The sequence below is a fragment of the Micromonospora sp. NPDC048894 genome, assembly GCF_040649765.1.
Lineage (GTDB): Bacteria > Actinomycetota > Actinomycetes > Mycobacteriales > Micromonosporaceae > Micromonospora > Micromonospora antibiotica.
This window is the reverse complement of record NZ_JBEZFY010000001.1, coordinates 735,540-754,218: the sequence shown is the minus strand read 5'-3', so window position 1 is coordinate 754,218 and position 18,679 is coordinate 735,540. Positions and strand designations below refer to the sequence as shown.

The window sequence follows — 18,679 nt, the reverse complement described above, 5'->3', positions numbered from 1 at the left end:
CTGGCCCGCAGCGCGACCTGAGCGGATCACGGCCCACCTGATCGGTTGATCTGGCCGACGGCGCTGACCCAGCCAGCGGACGACGACCAGCGGGAGCCATCGATGAGTGACATTAGCCCTGACGTTGACCGTCGGCGGGGCAGTGACTACGCCGACCTCCCCTGGACGCCGCCCACTACACCTTCGTGTGGATGGACGCCCTGACCATGAAGGTCCGCGAACACGGACGCACGGTCAACGTCCACGCCCTGATCGCGGTCGGGGTCAACGCCGACGGCCAGCGTGAAGTCCTCGGCATCGACGTCGCCTCCGACGAGGACGGCGCGGGATGGCTGGCGTTCCTGCGATCACTGACCGCCCGCGGACTGTCCGGGGTCCAGCTCGTCATCTCCGACGCCCACTGCGGCCTCGTCGCCGCGATCGGCGCTGCCCTGCCCGACGCGACCTGGCAACGGTGCCGCACCCACTACCTGCGCAACCTACTCACGAAAGTGCCCAAGTCGGCGCAACCCTGGGTCGCCACCCTGATCCGCACGATCTTCGACCAGCCCGATGCCGAAGCCGTCGCAGCCCAGTACGGGCGGGTCGTCGCCACGATCGAGGCGAAGTTCCCGGCCGCCGCTGAGCACCTCGACGCCGCCCGCGACGACCTACTCGCCTTCACCGGCTTCCCGCGCGAGATCTGACGCCAAATCTGGTCGAACAACCCACAGGAACGCCTGAGCAAGGAGATCCGCCGCCGCACCGACGTCGTCGGGATCTTCCCCCAACCGGGCGGCGATCATCCGCCTCGTCGGCGCCGTCCTGGCCGAGCAGACCGACGAATGGACCGAAGGCCGCCGCTACATGGACCTGGAACTCCTCACCAAAGCCCGCCTGATCACCGTCGACAGCAGCCAACACGACACCGACCAGACCGACGCGACATCGATCGCCGCATAACATCAGACCGGATCACGCGATGGCCGTCTCTCACACCACCAGCGCGGACGTGACCGCGTTGACACAACTCGACCTCGGATCATCGATGTGCTCGCCGACAAACTAGTAGACATCGCCCGAATCTTGGCGTCAGCGAGCTACCTAAAAGTCAGGGGACTGCGTAGTGAGACAGAGCCGAAAACGCCACAGCTGGTCTCCGCGCTCTGGGACGACACCTGGACCTGCGTCGGCGGCCCGGCGCCACTTATCCACACCCTCGAACGCGACCCCGTGGCCAATGCCCGCCATGTCCGACTCGACGAGGACGCGCTGCCGCCGGGGCTGGTCCGCGAGTGACGACCCACGTCCCCGGTCAGCGGTCAGCCTCCGATCGTGGCTATCGCCCCCACTTCTCGGCAGGACGGCAGTCGCTGGTCGGTTTGCCGTAGATCCGCTTCCCGTCGGGGCCCGTGTAGCAGTGCTCGAGTTGGTCCTCGGCCTGGAACAGCGGGCGCCTGTCGATCTCGGTCCCTCCGGAGTCGTAGCTGACCAGTTGAGGGTCGTTGCTCGCTTTGAGTCTTGCGTCACTGGTCATGAGGCCGAACGCGCCTCGCGAAAGTCGTGCTGTGGTGGTGTGGCCGTCGCCGTGGTCGAGGACGAGGCGGTGGACGCGGCTGCTGGCCCGGCCGCTGATGCTGACGTCCCCGCCGTCGGACTCGGTGGAGGCCAGCAGCAGCCGCTGCACCGGCCCGGGCAGCCAGGCGCCGTGCGGCCACGGCTCGGTGGCGCCCCCGCCGGACTCCCGGGCTGTTCCCGTCCCTTCCACGTCGCAGGTGGCGTAGCCGACGTCGTTCATGAACAACACCAGTGTGCGGTCACCTCGCTCGGTGGCCACCGCGAGGTCGGCCAGGGACACCGGGACGGGTCGCTCACCCGGATTCTGCCGGGTCTGTCGTTGCGGGGAGTTCCACTGCAGGCACCGCTCGGCCGCTTCCCGCAGCGTCGGCGACAGCTCCCCGGGTCCCATGGCCAGCACCTGCATGGTCGAGCGCTCCGGCCGGTCCCGCACCACCGCCGCAGCACCGGACGCCACGGCCAGCAGCACCGCCGCAGCAATGGCGATCCGCAGTCGTGGAATACGCGGCGGAGGCGGGCTCACGAAGCCGAGAATCCGGGCCCGTATCGCAAGCGCGGCCTCCGGCGGCAGGTCCCGCTCCGCGGGCAGGTCGAGAATGTCGTTCACCGCTTCCCCTCCTGGATCTTCTCCGGCATCAGACGGGCCAGGCGGCTGCGCGCGCGGCTCACCCTCGACCGCACCGCCACCTCGCTGATGCCCAACACGGCCGCCGCGTCCGGGTACGACACGCCGGACCACAGGCACAACGCCACCGCCTCCCGCTCGGCCGGCGGCAACCTGCGGACCACCGAGAGGACCTCGGTCATCCGCCGCTCATCGTCGAGCCGCGCGGAAACCTCATCGGCAAGGTCACCATCGGCGTACCGCTCCACCGGCAGCCGCCGTATCAGCGCCAACCACCGGCGCGCCGACCGCCGCTCGGTGCGGACCGCGTTCGTGGCGACGACCAGCAACCACGGCAGCGCCGATCCGTCCACCAGGCGGACGTTGTGCCAGCGGCGCCACGCGACGAGGAACGTCGCCTGGGTGACGTCCTCAGCCGTCGACCACGACCCGGTCAGCCGGAACGCGTGGTTGTAGACCGGGCGGGAGTATCGGTCAAAGAGCCGACCGAACGCCGCCTCGTCACCGGCGGCGATCGAGGACCACAGGTCCTCGTCCGACGGCCATACTTGATGCCTCACACCACACTATGGCCGCCCACGCCGACCCTGTTGCAGGCCGACGGTCGAGGCCTGAGGCCGTGGCGCCGGCGCGAGAGCCGCAGCGCGTGTAGGCGATGGTGGCCAGCTCACCGGGCGGCGAACCAAGCGTCAGGTGTCGAGGGCTGCGAGGTTGAGGCGTTCGAGCAGGCCGGGCTTGCGTGCACCGACCGTAGCTCGGCCAGTCGTTGTTGGAACAACCCGCTGTCTCCGTCGCCTTCGGCGAGATCGCGCAGGTCGATGAGGAGTTGCACGGCGGTGTCGTACTCGCGGGCTCTCTTCGTGGCGATGAGTTCGTCGACCCGGTGCCAGGCGGCGGGGGTCGCCGGCTGCGAGGCCGGCCCGGACCGGGATGATCGAGGCGAGCGGACCGTGGCCGTCCAGATCCCACTCGTCGGTGCCGTCCTCGTCCTCGTCGTGAAGGTCGATGATGACGTGCTTGCCGGCAGTCCAAGCGGACGCGCTGTCACCCTGGCAGTACTGGGCCACGGTGGCGGGGTCGAGTACGTGTTTCGGTAGTCGCAGCATGAGCTGGCGGGTTCCCCAGTTCGCCAGGTGCAGGTGCGCGTCAAAATACCGCTCCATCAGCGTGCGCGGGTCGCCCTTGAAGTTGCCCACTCGTAGGTGTTGGCGAAGCTGGTGGCAGTGATGTCGGCGCGTGTCGACAGCGACCGCAACTCGGCCCGCTCCCGCCCAGTGAGGGGCCGGTCGACGGCGGTGAACTCGTAGTACTGGTACTCGCTCATCGCGGCCTACCTCCCGGCCCAGTGCCGGTAAGCGTCGATCCACGCGGCGCCGTCCGGCGTAGGGGTGGGCAGCGGCAGGTCGAGCAGGTCGATCCGCTGCCGGTGCTGGCCTCGGGCGCAGACCGCGACGATGGTGTCCGCAGTCAGGTTGATCTTCCGCACGGTGACCTCGACGCCGAGAACGGTAGTGGTGAACGGGACCGAAAGATGCTCCTCGATCATGGTGAACAGGCCGGTGAGCTGCTCGTCGTCGCCGTACGCGTCGACCGTGGCTTCCTCGATCATCGCCTCTAGCGCGGCGTTGCCCTTCGATGCCATCGGCGGAGGATATCGGACCGGCGTCAGGGTGTTCGGAGCCCGCTACGCGAGGATGGTCGGCATGGGTTCGGTGGCCGAATTCGTCGATCTTCGCCGGGAGGTGGAGCGGTTACGGGCGGAGAACGCCCGGCTGGTACGTCTGCTGGAGCTGCGCGGCCAGGACACGACTTGCGGCACCGGAGCAGTTGTCCGCTCCGGTTGAGCCTCCGGGGCTGGTCACGCCCTCGACACCCTCTTCCTCGCTGGCCCGATCTCCTACGACGGCCTACTCGTCCAATGCGCCGGCCGCGTCATCCGCGCCGCGCCCGGCAAGGACCTCGCCGAGGCCCACGACTACCACGACCCAGCCTCACCCATCCTCGCCGCCTCACTCCCACGCCGCATGCCCGGATACCGGGCCCTCGGCTTCACCAGAACATGAGACCCCCTCCGGCAACTCTGGCCCACCCTCTGGCTGCCACCCCAACTCCGCCAGCCTTGGGAGGAAGCCTTTCCCGAACTCGCCGCGACCCACGACAACGCGACGTAGCCCTGGGCTCCTTCCACGAACCGGCTCGCCCGCGTGGCCCGCAGATCGAACATCAAATAACCGCGTACCGAACGCACCTTCTGCCGCAGATCGAAAGCCATAGCCCTCGCAGATCGAAAACGCGGCCGTTATGATGACGCCGTGTCCGCACCACATCTGATCCCCCGCCGCGCCGCCGCGCAGGTCGATGCTGCCCTGGCGGACACCCGCGTCGTCTTGATCAACGGAGCACGACAAGCAGGCAAGAGCACCCTGGTCCGCCTCGTTGCCGGCGATCGCCTGGCCGAACGCCGCGATCTTGATCGGGCCCAGGACAGGGCGGCAGCGATAGCCGACCCGGTCGGCTTCGTGGACTCCGCCGAACTCCTGGTCATCGACGAGATCCAGCGCGCTCCGGAACTCCTGTTGGCCATCAAGGCAGCAGTCGACGAGGACCCCCGTCCGGGCCGGTATCTGCTCACCGGCTCGTCACGGTTGTTCGGCATGGTTGCCGCCCCGGACGCATTACCCGGCCGGATGGAGACCGTCGAACTCTGGCCGTTTTCCCAAGGCGAACTCGACGCAGCGCCGGACGGATTCATCGACGCCGTCTTCACGCTCGGTCCGGACCTGCGACACGAGTCGGACGTCACCCGTGCCGACTACGCGGCCAGGATAGTGCGCGGCGGCCTACCCGAGGCCACCACCCGTACCGACCCGCGCCGCCGCCAACGGTTCCTCGACGCCTACGTCCAGGCGCTCATCGACCGCGACGTCCGCCAGCTGTCCGACATCCAGCACAAGGGCGAGCTACGCAAGCTGGTACGCCTCCTCGCGGCCAGATCCGCGTCAATCATCGCCGCGAACTCCCTCGAGTCCGCCCTCTCACTCAGCCGGCCGACGATCGCCCGCTACCTCCAGGCCCTGGAAGAGATCTTCCTGATCAAACGGATCCCGGGCTGGTCCCGCAACCTGGGCACCCGCGCCACCGCCGCGCCCAAACTGATCTTCGTCGACTCGGGCATCGCCGCCAACGAGATCGCGACCGACGCCCGGGCACTGCTCCGGCCGGGCGCACCGTTCGGCCCGTTACTCGAGTCATTCGTCCTGTCCGAGCTGTCCCGGCAGCTCACCTGGTCCGAGCAGCCCGTCGATCTGTCCCACTACCGCGACCAGAGCAGGTACGAAGTCGACGCGGTGCTCGAGAACCGAGCTGGGCAGGTGGTCGGGATCGAGGTCAAAGCAGCCACCACCGTCGGACCCGACGACTTCCGCGGGCTACGCCGACTCGCCGACCGCCTCGGCAATGACTTCATCGCCGGCATCGTCCTTCACACCGGAACCGCCACACTGCCGTTCGGCGACAAACTCCGCGCCATGCCGGTCAGTACCCTGTGGCAGGTTCCCGCCCCGGCAGCAGACTGACCTCGCCCGCAGGTCACTCCTCAACCGGTCAGGGCCATCGAGGACTGAAGGGTTTCGAGGACCGAAAGGGCGCGGCCCTGCTGATCTTCAGTAAGCGATCCCAGCAGCGCCCCGCAGCGACCGGCACACGAGGCCAAGAAGTAAGAAGCCGCAGGTCATCGGCCTGCGAACACCGGCGGAGGCCATTCTTAGGAAACCGATGCTCCATCCCCCTGAGTTACGAGGGCGTGAGCGCCGAGTCTAGCGACCCCGCAGGTTCACCTGGGATGTCAGAGAGTAACCCACGTTCCTCGGATCGCCGTTGTCCCAGCCCAGGAGCGCACTCAAACGCCATCGATCGATGCGCAGGCACTCCCCACAGCGTGGCAGGGGGTCAGCTTCGGCCTGTTCGCGCCGACCCTCGACTACAGCGGCAGCGCATGGGATCGGGACGTCCTCGACCCGCGGGTTGCTACCCACCCGTCGATCCTGACGGCATTGCGGCAGGTCGGCGAGCCGCAGATGGCCGCCGTCGCGCTGGCGCACGAGGACCTGTGGACGTTGTACGCGGTGAGCAGGGTGATGGAATTACTGATCCTGCCCAGCCAGCCCCACGCCACCGATCCCGACGATCCCACGGACTGGCTCCCGTCCTCGGCGTACCAATAGTTCGTCGCGGCGATCGGCGGCACGTTCCCAGCGGGGGAAGGGTTCCATCCGTTCCTGCACGAGATCGTCGAGGTCGAGCCGGCGGACGATCCGCAGTTGCCGCCGGTGCTGGCCGGGCAGTGGTGGCCGGGGTGCCTGCTCGGGTCGCTGCTGCTCATGCGGGGCGGCGTGAGCGTCCGCGCCGGTGCCCGCCACCTGGATCCCGTACTCGCCGCTAACTCGACGTTGTACTGGGCGTGGCGGCGGCGGTACCGGCAGGCGGCCGACCTGTCGCACGGCTGGGGCGGCGACTCACAGTGGCGCACCGGATTCCGTCGTGACCACCGACTGGCCGACCGGCTCGTCTACAACACGGACGTGGCGCTGGACCCGACACCTCCCCATCCCGGCGGCCAAGATCCGAGCACGGACGTGGGCCTCCTGCGTTACCGATGCAGCACCCTGACCGACCACGACGACGACCAGTGGGTGTGGGACAGCCGCCACGTCGAACCGACAGCACCCACCGCCACACCGCCTGAGTAGGCGACGCACCCGAGCCAGGGTGAGAACGCGTCGACCCGTTCGACGGTGTCCGGCAGGGACAACACGATCACCCCGTGCGCCTCCAGCAGCCGTACCGGGTGCGACACCGGCCGCCGTCGAGCCCGAGCTCCCGGCGTGCCGCCGCCGCGACCGCGCGGACGCCCTCGGCCCGCGCCGGTTCCGGCGGGTCGAGCTGCGTCTCGGCGAGTACGCGGTGACGCGGTTTGACGGCGGGCGAGCCCTACCGCTTTACTACTACCCTAGTAAAGCAGGGAGGCTCGATGTTCCACTTCCGGCTCGACACCGGCTCCGGCGTACCGCCGTATCTGCAGCTGGTCCACCAGGTCCAGCAGGCTGTCCTGCTGGGTTTCCTGCGACCCGGTGACCGCCTGCCCCTGATCCGGGAGGTCGTCGAGTCGCTGGCCATCAATCCGAACACGGTGGCGAAGGCATACCGCCAGCTGGAGCAGGAGAACCTCGTCACCGGCCGGCCAGGCCACGGCACGTTCGTCAACGACGCGCTGCCGGCTGCGGTGCCCCCGGCCACCTACACCTCCTTGCGGAGCGGCCTGCAGACCTGGCTGCGGAGGGCGTACGCCGCAGGGCTGGACGATCAGGCGATCGCCGCGCTGTTCGCCAGCGTCCACCACCAGACCAAGACGACTGCGGAGTCAGCATGACGGCCCACCCCGCGCTGCGTACCAGGAACCTCGGCAAGCGGTACCGCAAAGCCTGGGCCCTGCGCGACTGCACCCTGGAGCTGCCCCCCGGCCGCGTCAGCGCCCTGGTCGGCCCGAACGGCGCCGGCAAGACCACCTTGCTGCGCCTGGCGGTCGGGCTGCTCACGCCGACGACGGGATCGGTCGAGGTGTTCGGCGAATCGCCCGCCACCAACAGTGTGCGGGCCCTGACCCGCATCGGTTTCCTCGCGCAGGACCACCCGCTCTACCGCCAGTTCACCGTGGCGGACCTGCTGCGCTTCGGCCGCTCCTGCAACGTACGCTTCGACCACGGGCTGGCCGCGCGACGCCTGACCCAACTGGGCATCCCGTTGCACGCCCGCGCCGGCGCGCTCTCCGGCGGGCAGCAGTCCCAGGTGGCGCTCACGCTGGCGCTGGCCAAGCGACCCGACCTGCTGGTCCTGGACGAGCCACTGTCCAGCCTGGATCCGCTGGCCCGGCAGGAGTTCCAGCGGACCCTGATGGGCGCGGTCGCCGACAGCCAGCTGACCGTGTTGTTCTCCTCCCACGCCATCCACGAACTGGAACGGGTCTGCGACCACCTCGTGGTGATCAACCACGGCCGGGTCGTACTCGACGGCGACATCGACTCGCTGCTGGCCGAACACCGGCTGCTCCTGGGTCCACGGGTCGGGGCGGACCCTCACGGCCCGTCCGTGGTCGAGGTCAGCCACAGCGACAGGCACACCACCATGCTGGTACGCCAGGCGGCAACGCCGGTCATACCCGGCTGGCAGGCGAACCCCGTCGGGCTGGAAGAGCTCGTGCTGGCCTATCTGCGCCGGCCCGCCGGCCTCGACGCCGAACACCGGGAGCAGACCGCATGACGTGGATGATGTGGCGTCAGCACCGTACCGAGGTCCTGGCACTGACGGTCTTCGTCGGCGTCGTCGCGGTGGCGCTGTTCGTCCTCGGCCGGCCGATGCACGCCCTGTTCCCGATGGGTCCGACACACTGCCTGGTGCCACCGCTGGACCAGGGCTGCCGATCCGCGCTGGCCCGGCTACAGCAGGACCACGGCTACAGCACCACCGTGCTGATCCTGCTCAACTTCGTCCCGTACGCGATCGGCGGTTTCCTCGGTGCGCCGCTGCTCGCCCGGGAGCTGGAGGCGGGCACCTGGCAGCTGGCCTGGACCCAGGCGGTGCCGCGCCGGCGCTGGCTGACCGTCAAGATCCTGGTACTCGGCACCGTCAGCGTCCTTCTCGCGGCGGGACTGTCCACGGTGGTCGCCTGGTACCGGCAGCCACTCGACCTGCTGGGCGGGTTCGACATCACCGGCTTCGACCTGACCGGAGTCGTGCCCATGGCGTACGCCCTGTTCGCGTTCGCGCTGGGCGTCGCAGCCGGGCCGGTGCTGCGCCGCAGCCTGCCGGCCGCCGCCGTGGCGTTCGTGGCATTCCTGGCCGTACGCTTCACCGTCGCCGGCTGGATCCGCCCGCACTTCCGCACGCCGGTCACCCACGTCCAGGCCTTCGTGCCGGGAGCGGGCGACATCACCGACGGTACGACCAGTGCCCGGGACATGGTCCTCGACCAGGGGTTCGTCGACGCCAACGGCCGCCACATCACCGGCCTCGACGCCGTGATCATGGAGGGAAGGGCCCGGGAGGGGGGCGGCGACCCCACCGTCTACCTCCACGACCACGGCATCCAACGGTGGGCTGTCTACCAACCCGTCGAACGCTACTGGACCTTCCAGGCCATCGAGACCGCCACGTTCGTCGCGCTGGCCCTGCTGTTGCTGGCGCTGGTCTTCTGGCGGATCCGCCGCCCCACGTTCTGACCAGATGGTCCCACCGGGATCCCAGAGGGAACGGGTCAGGAACTGCCAGTCGCTTCCACGGCGCTTCCGTGGGTTTGAGCGGCGACCATGGTGACGAGGGTGTCGATCAACTCTTCGGCGGTGGTACGCCATTTGTCGCCTTCGAGCTGACCGGTGAGTTCCATGCCGGCGATGCCGTCGGCGCTGGCGAGGAGCAGTGCGGCGTACCGGCGGGCGTGGTGTTCGCCGGTCACGTCGGCGACTATTCGAAGGGATTCGTGGGCGCCGGCAGTCGCCTAACCAGCCCTGAGGGTGAGCAGGGTGATCTCGCTCGGCGCGAAGATCCGGAATGGTGGGCCCCAGAAACCGGTCCCCCGGCTCGTGTAGAGCTGGGTCCGACCGTGCCGGCTGAGGCCCTGCACGACCGGCTGGTCGAGCCGGACCATGTAGTGGAACGGCCACATCTGGCCGCCGTGGGTGTGCCCGGACAGCTGCAGATCCACACCGGCCGCGACCGCGTCGTCGATCTGCTTCGGCTGGTGCGCCAGCAGCAGCACAGGCAGCTGCGGGTCGGCGCCGGCCAGCGCCGCCGCGTGGTCGGCGCGGTGACCGGCCACGCCCGACGCGGCGGCGGTCACGTCGTCGACCCCGGCCACGACGAGCCGTGCGCCGCCCCGCTCCACCACGAGGTGCCTGTTGTGCAGAGGCTCCCAGCCGAGGGTCCGCATGTGGTCGACCCAGCCCTGCGCCTGGCCGTAGTACTCGTGGTTGCCCGTCACGTACACCCGGGCCAGCCGGGCCTGCACGGTGCCCAGCGGCGCTGCCTGCGCCCGGCGCTGGTCGACCGTGCCGTCGGCGATGTCGCCGGTGTGGCAGACGATGTCGGGGGCCAGGTCGTTGACCACCTCGATCGTGCGGGCGGACCAGCGGGCCCGGTCGATCGGGCCATAGTGGGTGTCGGTCAGTAGCACGACCCGGACCCCGTCGAGACCGGCACCCAGCCGGTCGATGGTGATGTCCACCCGCCGGACCCGGGGCACCCGCATCGCCTCGGCGTACCCCCAGATGGCCAGGACGACCGAGACGAACGCCGCACCGACCGCCACGGCCCGGGACCGGACCGGATCGGCGACTCCCGCCACGGCGAGCGGGAGCCGGAGCACGTTCGCGATCAGCGTCCAGACGAACAGGATCCAGACCAGGCCAAGCAGTGAGTCCGCGATGCGCGCCGCCGAATCCAGCCGCCGGCGGCCGTGCCCGAGATACATCAGAACGGGGAATGCGACCACCGCGACCACGAACACGGCCGTGCCGGCGCCCATCACCGCCGCCGGCCAGCGCGCCGCCACCGTCAACGTCCACCACGGCAGCCCGAACAGCAACGCCAGGACCGCGATCAGCGTCGCCCCGGACAGCAGAGGTCGCAGCAGCCCTCGCGCCGGCCGCACCTGTACGGCATCGCCAGAAGCCATCGTCATCCTCCCGTCGGGGTCCGTGCAGCATGACACGCCCCGGGCTGGATCGACCATGCCGGCAACCTGCCCACCGGTGGCGTGACCGGTGTGCCGGCGACCTGGCAGCTCAGGGTGGCGGGATGTCGACCAGGCGGCGCAGCAGGGCGCTGAACTGGGCGCGTTCGGCCACTGTGAACCGGTCGAGCAGGTCGTTCTGGGCGGCGTCGACCAGTGTGTCCATCTCCCGCATCCGGGCGGTTCCGGCGTCGGTGATGTGAACGACGTTGCGGCGCCGGTCCACCGGGTCGGGTTCCCGGCGGAGCAGGCCGTCGGTCTCCATCCCGCTCAGCGTGGTGACCGCGTCGCCCCGGTCGATGCCCAGCCGGCGACACAGCTCTGCCTGGCTGATCCCGCCGAACTCGTCGAGCGCGGCAAGGATGCCGTACCGCATCCGGTCGCCGGGGCGGTCCAGGTGCGTCCCGACGACCCGGTTCGCGCGGGCCGCCCCGTGGTGGAGCAGCCAGGAGGTCAGCCGCCGGAGCCGAGCCGGCGGGGCCCCCGGCTGCTGAGCGGGTTCGTGCTCACTCACCCGACCAGTGTAGCTAAACGTTGGACTTCCAACGACCTGGCGATTATCGTTGGTTGTCCAACGATCTGTGATGGGGCGGCGATGACAGTGGGCAGCGCGAGCGCCGGCACGGACACCAGCGCGGGACGGACCCCCACCACGGCGGTTCCCGCCCCGGTGTGGCGGGTCGCGGTCGTCCTGGCGTCCGGTTCGGTGATGACCGGCCTGGACACCTCGCTCGTCAACGTGGGCATCGAGATCATCGGTCGGGAACTGGACGCCTCACTGACCGAGATGCAGTGGATCAACAGCGGCTACCTGCTCGCCCTCGCCGCGGCCCTGCCCACCTGCGGCTGGGTCAGCCGGCGGATCGGCACCGGTCGGCTCTGGCTCTGGGCGCTGGCCGGATTCACCCTCACCTCCGCGCTCTGCGCGCTCGCCCGCAGCGCCGACACGCTCATCGCCGCCCGGGTGCTCCAGGGGCTGACCGGCGGACTGCTCATCCCCACCGGAATGGCCATCCTCGGTCAGGTCGCGGGGAGCGGACGGATGGGTCGGGTGATCGCCGTGTCCAGCGTGCCGGCCATCCTGGCCCCGGCCTTCGGCCCGATCATCGGCGCCCTACTCATCGACAACTTCTCCTGGCGCTGGATGTTCCTGGTCAACGTGCCGATCGGGATCGTCGGGCTGCTGGTGGCCCTGCGGGTCGTTCCGCGTGGTGCGGCCGGTCGGGCCGCCCGGCCGGACGTGCCGGCCCTGTTCCTGGTCGCCCTGGGGCTGCCGCTGCTCACCTACGCCGTCACCGCAGCGATGGACCGGCGCGGGCTGTTCGCGGCGGCCGTGCTGGCCCCACTGGCGGTCGCGCTGGTCGCGCTCGTGCTCTTCGTCCACCGGTCGCTGCGCGCCGCCGAGCCGCTGATGGACCTGCGACTGACCAGGGATCCGGTCTACGCCGCCGCCGCCAGCACCATCTTCTTCTCCAGCGCGGCACTCTTCGGAGGGCTGATCGTGATGCCGCTGTACTTCCAACTCGCAATGGCCAGGGGCATCATCGACACCGGTCTGCTGCTGATGGCGTTCAGCCTCGGCGCCACGGTCACCTTCCCGGTCGCCGGACGGCTGACCGACAGACACGGCGGCGGCATCGTCACCGTGGTCGGGCTCGTGGTCACCGTCGCCGGCACCGTCCCGATGGCGGTCCTGCCGTCCGATCCGAACGTCGTCCTCGTCGAGGCCCTCCAGGTGGTCCGGGGTGTCGGCCTGGCCCTCGCCGGATCCCCGGTGGTCTCCGCCGCGCTGGCCCGGGTCCGGTCCCACCAGATGCCGGACGCCAGTGCGCAGGTGAACATCCTGTCCCGGGTCGGCGGCGCCGTCGGCAGCGCGCTCTGCGTCGTGGTACTCGCCGACGCGCTGGCCGACGCCCGATCCGAGGTCGAGGTCGCCGCGGCGTTCCAGGGCACCTTCTGGTGGCTGACCGGGATGGCCGCCGTCGCCCTCGTCCTCGCCACCTGGCTCACCCGGGCGCAACGAGGCGCCCGCCGGACGGGGCCGAAGTGACCCGGGCACCGCTGAGCACGTCCAACAATCAGGAGGTCAACCAATGCGTATCGGCATCATCATCGGCAGCACCCGCCCGGGACGGCGGGGCGAGGCGGTGGCGCAGTGGGTCCACAAGCTGGCCACGCAGCGCGGAGACGCCAGCTACGAGATCGTCGACCTGGCCGACCACGACCTGCCGCACCTCGACGAGGCGGTGCCGGCGGCGATGGGACCGGAGAACTACGTGGGCGACCACACCAGGCGCTGGGCGGAGACCATCTCGCGCTACGACGGGTACGTCTTCGTCACCCCGGAGTACAACCACTCCTACCCGGGCGTACTGAAGAACGCCATCGACTACCTCTACTCGGAGTGGCGCGACAAGTCGGCCGGTTTCGTCGGGTACGGCCTCCACGGCGGGATCCGGGCCGTCGAGCACCTGCGGCTGGTGCTGGCGGAGCTGCACGTCGCCGGTGTCCGTGACCAGGTCACCCTGAACTACTTCACCGAGTTCGGCCCGAACGGCGAGGTGCTGCCGGCCGAGCACCAGGAGCCCATCCTGCACCGGATGCTGGACCAGGTGGTGGCCTGGGGCGGCGCCCTGGCCACGCTGCGCCAGAAGTGACCGGCCGGTGGGGTGCCGTCGACGACGGCACCCCACCGTTGCGCTGCCGGTGACGCTCCGGGACGTCCACGGGGCGTCCGGCGGGAGCTACCGTCGCCACTTCTCGGCGGCCCGGCGCCGCTGGTCGGTCTGCCGTAGATCCGCTTTCCGTCCGTCGGCACCGGTGAGTTGCGGGTCGAGGTCAACCAACGGGTGGCGCTGGCCGACCTGCCCGCGCTGCACGCCCAGGCCGGCGCGGGTGAGTTGTCCGGCAAGACCGTCGTCCTCGCCCCTGCGGCCTGACCTGCTCCCGCCGCCCTCCCCGTCCGGTCCACAAGGGATGCGCTGACCGCCCACGCGAGGGTTGGGGCGTTCTCCGGCGGGGAATGAGACGGAGCCCAGTCCCGGAGGGAGGAGAGGCGATGGGATCGGCCATTGGGCCCGCCGCTCGGACCGGGGTGCCGGCGTCGCCGCCTTCGGGCCGCATCTTCGGTGCCAACTAGCTCGCCTTCGTCACCGGGACCGGGCTGTCCTCCGTAGGTAACGCCGCCTGGTACATCGCCCTGTCCTGGACCCTGGCCAGCACCGTCAGCCCGGACGTGGCAGGACTGCTGCTGGCGCTGGCCACGCTGCCCCGCCTGGCGGTGCTGCTGTACGGAGGGGCTGTCGCCGACCGGCACAGCCGCCGGAAGGTGATCATCGTCAGCGACGGTGTCTCCGCCGTCGTCATGGTCGGCGCGGCCGTCGCGCTGCTGGGCGGTGGCCCGTGGTGGGTGCTGTTACTGGCTGCGGGGGCGCTATCGGTGACCGGAGCGTTCTTCGTCCCCGCCTCGGCCGCGCTGCGACCCCAACTCCTGGCCAGGGACGATCTCATCCGGGGCAACGCCCTCTACTCCCTGGCGTTACGCGGCGGGCAGGCGGCGGGTGGACCGGTCGGCGCCTATGCGCTCGCCCTGGGCGGGGGCCTGCTGGTCGCGCTGGTCAACGCCGTCTCGTACCTGTTTTCGATGGCTGCCGTCGCTGCCACCCGCCCTCTTCCCACGCCCCCGCTGAAGTCGGTGCCTGAGCAACCCTCCCGCGCCGGGGCTTCCGGTGTCCGCGCCGGTCTGGCCTACGCCTGGCGGCACACCCGGCTGCGGAGCCTGATGTTCGTGCTGTTCCTCAACGAGCTGAGCTGCGCGGGGGTGCTCAACGTCGGGCTGGCGTTGTTCGCCCGCGACCGCGGGCTCGACGAGGGCGGTGCGGGGCTGCTGCTCACCGGCTTCGCTGTCGGCTCGGCGATCGGTGCTCTCGCCCTGATCGTGGTGCCGGCCCGGCGGGCGGCCGGGCCGGTGTTCGGCGTGGCGCTGCTCGTGCAGGCCGCGCTGCTCGTCGCACTGTCCGCAGCGGACTCCACCGCCCTCGCGGTGGCGATCTTCATGGCGCTCGGCGCGCTACTCGGGGTGACCGCCAGCCTGGGCACGTCCCTGTTGCAGTCGTGGTGCGATCCGCAGTACCGGGGCCGGGTGCTGGCGGTGCTGGCGCTGGTGGCGTTCGCCTCGATCCCCCTCGGCAACCTGCTGATCGGCGTCCTGGCGGCGCGCTTCGGCATGGCCACGGCCCTGCTCGTGCACGCGGTGATCGCGGTGGGTGCCGTCACCGTGTTCCTGTCCCGCGCCGCGCTACGCCGCGCCGCCCTGTAGCAGTGGCCCGGGGTGCCCGACTGGGCTACCGACCGGCGGGGGCGTCGGATGGCGGCTCGGTGAAGTAGTCGCGGAGCACGGCGATCTGCCCGGCGCGGAGTCGGAATATCTGCACGAGCGACATCGTCGTCTGCTGCCCGTCCGTCCCGTCGAAGGCGACGTCGATCTCGGCGATGAACACGTCGGGGTCCGGAGTGTCGTGCAGGAGGTGGGCGGAGCGCGTCAGGTTCACCGTGCCCTCGGGGGTCGGAAGCTGGTGGTAGGCGTTGGTCCCGGCCCGGATCGCCGCCCGACCGACCAGTCGGCCGTGCAGCGGATGGCCGGCGGGAACCAGCGGTGCTTCGTAGACGCCGTCCTCGGTGAACAACGCGGCGATCGCATCCGGGTCCCGGGTGACCGCACCGGCGTAGACGTACCGTTGGAAGATTTCCTGGTGTGTGAGGTCCACCCTCCAGTTTAGCCTGCGGACGAGCCGGAGCGGGGGGACGCCGAACGACGACGGCCCGACGCGGAGAACCCTTCCGCGTCGGGCCGTCGTCGTTCGGGTGGGGTCAGCTGGCCGCGCAGGTGGCGGTCGCACCGGGGCCGGTGCCGTTGCCCTGGAAGCCGAAGTTGGTCGACTGCCCGGCACCGACCTGCCCGTTGTAGCTCACGTTGGTGAACCGGACGGTCCCGCTGGTGCCGCTGGACTGTGCGCTCCAGGTGCTGGTGACGCTGGCACCACCGGGCAGGTTGATGCTGACGTTCCAGCCGTTGAGGGCGGTGGCGCCGGCGGTGACCGTCACGCTCGCCGTGAAGCCGCCGTTCCACTGGTTGACCACCACCGACGCGGTGCAGCCGTTGCCCGCAGGCGGCGGGGTGGTGGGCGGCGGCGTGGTGGGCGGGGCCGTGGTGGGCGGCGGGGTCGTCGGCGGGGCCGTGGTGGGCGGCGGGGTGGTCGGCGGGGTCGTCACGGGCGGGTTGGGTGCGCCGTTGGCCAGGCTGAAGGCCAGGTCGGGCTGGAACGAGCCGGCGGTGTAGCGGCAACCGTCGGCCTCGCCCGGCGGCTTCACCCACAGGTACGCGTCGATGTTGTTGTCGCCGGTGTTGGTCGTCGGGTACTGCCCGATGCGGCGGTCGGTGTTGTCGTCGCCGCACCAGTCACCGCTGGCACCGCCGTTGCGGCTGGTGTCGATGACCTGACGCTTGCCCGACAGGCCCATGCCGTTGAGGGCGTTGATGACGTTCCGGCCGAAGTTCGCCTCGCTGGAGGTGGGGTTGTAGTTCGACACGTTGGTGAAGAAGCCGTCGGCGTACTGGACGCCGGCCGCGCGCAGACGGTTGGCCGTCTCGCTGGGGCTGTTCCAGGTGGAGTGGCCGCCGTCGAGGTAGACCTTGGCGTTGGGGTTGGCCGCCTTGAGGGTCCGGGTGGCCGTCGAGATCGCCTGGTTACGGGCGTTGATCTCGTTGCTGTTCAGGCAGGTCAGCAGGGCGAGCGAGTCGGTCTCCAGGATGATGATGACCGTCTGGTTGCCCAGCCCCCGGGCGAAGTTCGACACCCAGGTCTGGTACTGGTTGAGGTCGGGTGCCCCACCGGCGCTGGCCCCACCGCAGTCCCGGTTGGTGATCTCGTAGATGGAGAGCACCGGGATCTGCCGCGCGGAGTTGGCGGCGCCGACGAACGACGCGGCCTCGGACTGCGCGGTCGACGGGTTGAAGTTGGCGAACCACCGGGCCTGCGGCTGGCTGGCGATCTTGTCCCGGATGACGCCGACCCGCGAGTCGCCGGGGTTGGCGGAGACCCAGCGGACGACGGCCGTGGTCGGGTCACGGTAGAGCGGTCCGGATATCGTCCCGGCGGAGGCGGTGCCGCCGGCGAGGCAGACGCCGGCGGCGGTGACGCCCGCGACGGCCGCCACACTGAAGGCCGCCACCGATCTGCGGCGGAGCGAGGAGAGGGTAGCCACGACGTATTGCCTCCTGGTCACATAGATGTTTCTACATGGGAGCGTTCCCACGACGGTAGCCGAGGCACGCGCCGCTGCCAAGACGTACGGCCCGCTCATTGGGGCATCGACCAACTTCACGGTCCGGACGGGCCGGGCGGCAGCGTACCGCCGGTGTGGAGGCCCGGCGACGGGAACGGAAGGCGGCCCCGCTCACCGGGTCACGGCGTGTGCACCCGGTCGACCTTGACGGTGAGCACGACGCGCTGCTGCCCGCCACCGCCGAAACCGGGATAGGGACGGCCGAGGTATCTCCGGGACAACTCGTCGATGTGCTCGCGGGCACCGGCGGTGGCGATGTCCACCACGCTGCCGCGCAGCGCCCAGTACCGGGCCGGGGCGGCGGGGTCGGCGACGCCGAGGGCGACGCGCGGGTCGCGCCGGACGTTGCGGGTCTTCTGGTGGGTGTCCACGGTGTTGACGAGGACGTGTTCGCCGTCGGTGCCGACCCAGGTCTGGGAAATCTGCGGTGACCCGTCCGGCATGAGCGTGGTCACGAAACAGATCGCCGTGCCGCGGAGGACCGCGGTCAGGTCGTCGGGGAGAGCCGTCATGGGCTGCGCCTTCATCTCGGGGTGTGGTGGTAGAGCCGGGCGATGACCGACTCCTGCGGCGGGTCGTCGGACAGGTCGGCGCCGCGCAGGCCCGCCAGGGCGATCCGCAGCGCGCGCCGCCACAACTGCGGGGCGAAGGCGCGGGAGGCGTCCATGACGCTGCCCACCATCAGGTGTACGGCGGCGAAGTCGGCCGGGGTCGCGCCGGCCGGCAACTGCCCGGCCCGTACGGCCCGGTCGACGAGGCCCGCCACCAACGGGGTCATCCGCTCGTGCGCCCGCTGCACCTGGGCGGTGGCCTGGTCGCGCCCCCGGAGCAGCTCCCCCAGCCCCCGGCTCTGCGCCTCGATCTCCAGTTGCCGTTCGAGGAACCAGGTGAGCCCGGTGAGGGCGTCGTCGTGGCGCGCGGCCTCCTCGGCGAAGCTGACGACCCGGTCGATGTGCTCGCTGAACAGGGCGTCCAGCAGGTCCTGCCGCTGCGGGAAACGGCGGTAGACGGTGCCCATCCCGGTGCCGGCCGCCCGGGCGATGTCCTCGTACGACACCTCCAGGCCGTTGGTGGCCATCAGCGCGTACGCGGTGCGCAGCAGCAGTTGACGGTTGCGCTCGGCGTCGCGGCGCAGGGTGGGGGGCGGATCGCTCACCTGCCGGAGCCTAGCCAAATGGAATAAAAATTCCAAGTGGAAGAAGCATTCCACATCATGGTTGCGCCGAGGCCCGCCCCACCTCCCGGCGCCGGATCGGGGCGACATCGCCCACACACGGCGACAGCGCCCACACACGGCGACAGCGGCACCGCCGTCGTGCGCGGTACCGCTGTCGCCGGGGGGCAGGCGGCCCCGACCCCTGCCGCGTGCC

At 70.4% G+C, this 18,679-nt stretch carries 22 protein-coding genes and 1 pseudogene; 11 read left to right on the top strand and 12 right to left on the bottom strand.

The genetic code is table 11. The features are described 5' to 3' along the window. Positions 1–158: 158 nt before the first annotated feature. Positions 159–942: pseudogene (locus tag AB0C22_RS03595) on the top strand (IS256 family transposase); the annotation flags it as partial. Between the two features lie 376 nt (positions 943–1,318). Here AB0C22_RS03595 and AB0C22_RS03590 read toward each other — a convergent pair. From AB0C22_RS03590 to AB0C22_RS03570, 5 genes are all read right to left on the bottom strand, one after another. Beyond that, entirely contained in the window at positions 1,319–2,164 is an 846-nt protein-coding gene (locus AB0C22_RS03590; protein ID WP_357533252.1) for a hypothetical protein, read from the bottom strand. Beyond that, positions 2,161–2,742, bottom strand: coding sequence for a sigma-70 family RNA polymerase sigma factor (locus AB0C22_RS03585; protein ID WP_357533250.1), 582 nt, complete (start codon positions 2,740–2,742; stop codon positions 2,161–2,163). Before AB0C22_RS03585 ends, AB0C22_RS03590 begins: the two co-directional genes overlap by 4 nt. 129 nt (positions 2,743–2,871) lie before the next feature. Beyond that, on the bottom strand, positions 2,872–3,378 hold the full coding sequence (locus AB0C22_RS03580) for a hypothetical protein (RefSeq protein ID WP_357533248.1): 507 nt from the start codon (positions 3,376–3,378) through the stop codon (positions 2,872–2,874). Continuing rightward, entirely contained in the window at positions 3,345–3,506 is a 162-nt protein-coding gene (locus AB0C22_RS03575) for a hypothetical protein (RefSeq protein ID WP_357533246.1), read from the bottom strand. The genes AB0C22_RS03580 and AB0C22_RS03575 overlap by 34 nt, the downstream gene beginning before the upstream one ends. Before the next feature lie 6 nt (positions 3,507–3,512). After that, a complete protein-coding gene (locus tag AB0C22_RS03570; protein WP_357533244.1) occupies positions 3,513–3,824 on the bottom strand; it encodes a hypothetical protein in 312 nt (103 codons plus the stop codon). A 61-nt stretch (positions 3,825–3,885) separates the two neighbouring features. On the opposite strand from AB0C22_RS03570, the gene AB0C22_RS03565 reads away from it, so the two are divergent. The 7 genes from AB0C22_RS03565 to AB0C22_RS03535 all read left to right on the top strand — a co-directional run bounded on the left by AB0C22_RS03565 (position 3,886) and on the right by AB0C22_RS03535 (position 9,456). Then, complete coding sequence (locus AB0C22_RS03565; protein ID WP_357533242.1) at positions 3,886–4,026, top strand: hypothetical protein; 141 nt, start codon at positions 3,886–3,888, stop codon at positions 4,024–4,026. Between the two features lie 468 nt (positions 4,027–4,494). Beyond that, on the top strand, positions 4,495–5,757 hold the full coding sequence (locus tag AB0C22_RS03560) for an ATP-binding protein (RefSeq protein WP_357533240.1): 1,263 nt from the start codon (positions 4,495–4,497) through the stop codon (positions 5,755–5,757). A gap of 477 nt (positions 5,758–6,234) precedes the next feature. After that, complete coding sequence (locus AB0C22_RS03555) at positions 6,235–6,405, top strand: hypothetical protein (RefSeq protein ID WP_219466386.1); 171 nt, start codon at positions 6,235–6,237, stop codon at positions 6,403–6,405. Positions 6,406–6,501: 96 nt separating this feature from the next. Next, positions 6,502–6,930 carry a hypothetical protein gene (locus AB0C22_RS03550; RefSeq protein ID WP_357533238.1) on the top strand — a complete coding sequence of 143 codons (429 nt, stop codon included), beginning with the start codon at positions 6,502–6,504 and terminating at the stop codon, positions 6,928–6,930. 281 nt (positions 6,931–7,211) lie between these two features. After that, positions 7,212–7,610 carry a GntR family transcriptional regulator gene (locus tag AB0C22_RS03545; protein ID WP_219466379.1) on the top strand — a complete coding sequence of 133 codons (399 nt, stop codon included), beginning with the start codon at positions 7,212–7,214 and terminating at the stop codon, positions 7,608–7,610. Continuing rightward, positions 7,607–8,497, top strand: a complete 891-nt coding sequence (locus tag AB0C22_RS03540) for an ABC transporter ATP-binding protein (protein WP_357533236.1) — start codon at positions 7,607–7,609, stop codon at positions 8,495–8,497. Before AB0C22_RS03545 ends, AB0C22_RS03540 begins: the two co-directional genes overlap by 4 nt. Further along, positions 8,494–9,456, top strand: a complete 963-nt coding sequence (locus tag AB0C22_RS03535) for an ABC transporter permease subunit (RefSeq protein ID WP_219466374.1) — start codon at positions 8,494–8,496, stop codon at positions 9,454–9,456. The genes AB0C22_RS03540 and AB0C22_RS03535 overlap by 4 nt, the downstream gene beginning before the upstream one ends. A 35-nt stretch (positions 9,457–9,491) precedes the next feature. Here the strand turns inward: AB0C22_RS03535 and AB0C22_RS03530 are convergent, their stop codons facing one another. The 3 genes from AB0C22_RS03530 to AB0C22_RS03520 form a co-directional block, all read right to left on the bottom strand. Then, entirely contained in the window at positions 9,492–9,689 is a 198-nt protein-coding gene (locus AB0C22_RS03530; protein WP_219466371.1) for a hypothetical protein, read from the bottom strand. A 42-nt stretch (positions 9,690–9,731) separates the two neighbouring features. Continuing rightward, on the bottom strand, positions 9,732–10,907 hold the full coding sequence (locus AB0C22_RS03525; protein ID WP_357533233.1) for a metallophosphoesterase: 1,176 nt from the start codon (positions 10,905–10,907) through the stop codon (positions 9,732–9,734). 109 nt (positions 10,908–11,016) lie between these two features. Next, the gene (locus AB0C22_RS03520; RefSeq protein ID WP_219466365.1) at positions 11,017–11,478 is read right to left on the bottom strand and encodes a MarR family winged helix-turn-helix transcriptional regulator; all 462 of its coding nucleotides are present in this window, start codon (positions 11,476–11,478) and stop codon (positions 11,017–11,019) included. 81 nt (positions 11,479–11,559) lie between these two features. Between AB0C22_RS03520 and AB0C22_RS03515 the strand changes: the two genes are divergently transcribed. The 3 genes from AB0C22_RS03515 (at position 11,560) to AB0C22_RS03505 (ending at position 15,282) form a co-directional block, all read left to right on the top strand. Further along, positions 11,560–13,014 carry a DHA2 family efflux MFS transporter permease subunit gene (locus AB0C22_RS03515; protein ID WP_357533231.1) on the top strand — a complete coding sequence of 485 codons (1,455 nt, stop codon included), beginning with the start codon at positions 11,560–11,562 and terminating at the stop codon, positions 13,012–13,014. A 43-nt stretch (positions 13,015–13,057) separates the two neighbouring features. Next, positions 13,058–13,621, top strand: a complete 564-nt coding sequence (locus AB0C22_RS03510; RefSeq protein ID WP_219466361.1) for an NAD(P)H-dependent oxidoreductase — start codon at positions 13,058–13,060, stop codon at positions 13,619–13,621. A gap of 506 nt (positions 13,622–14,127) precedes the next feature. Next, positions 14,128–15,282, top strand: a complete 1,155-nt coding sequence (locus tag AB0C22_RS03505; protein ID WP_357533354.1) for an MFS transporter — start codon at positions 14,128–14,130, stop codon at positions 15,280–15,282. A 25-nt stretch (positions 15,283–15,307) separates the two neighbouring features. Here AB0C22_RS03505 and AB0C22_RS03500 read toward each other — a convergent pair whose 3' ends face one another. From AB0C22_RS03500 to AB0C22_RS03485, 4 genes are all read right to left on the bottom strand, one after another. Beyond that, the gene (locus AB0C22_RS03500) at positions 15,308–15,730 is read right to left on the bottom strand and encodes a nuclear transport factor 2 family protein (protein ID WP_219466358.1); all 423 of its coding nucleotides are present in this window, start codon (positions 15,728–15,730) and stop codon (positions 15,308–15,310) included. Positions 15,731–15,833: 103 nt separating this feature from the next. Beyond that, positions 15,834–17,228: a glycoside hydrolase family 6 protein gene (locus AB0C22_RS03495; RefSeq protein ID WP_308290996.1), complete on the bottom strand. Its 1,395-nt coding sequence runs from the start codon at positions 17,226–17,228 to the stop codon at positions 15,834–15,836. Between the two features lie 200 nt (positions 17,229–17,428). After that, entirely contained in the window at positions 17,429–17,821 is a 393-nt protein-coding gene (locus AB0C22_RS03490; protein WP_219466354.1) for a PPOX class F420-dependent oxidoreductase, read from the bottom strand. A gap of 11 nt (positions 17,822–17,832) precedes the next feature. Continuing rightward, positions 17,833–18,465 (bottom strand): TetR/AcrR family transcriptional regulator, encoded by a 633-nt coding sequence (locus tag AB0C22_RS03485; RefSeq protein WP_308290995.1) that lies wholly within the window; start codon positions 18,463–18,465, stop codon positions 17,833–17,835. Positions 18,466–18,679 lie beyond the last annotated feature (214 nt).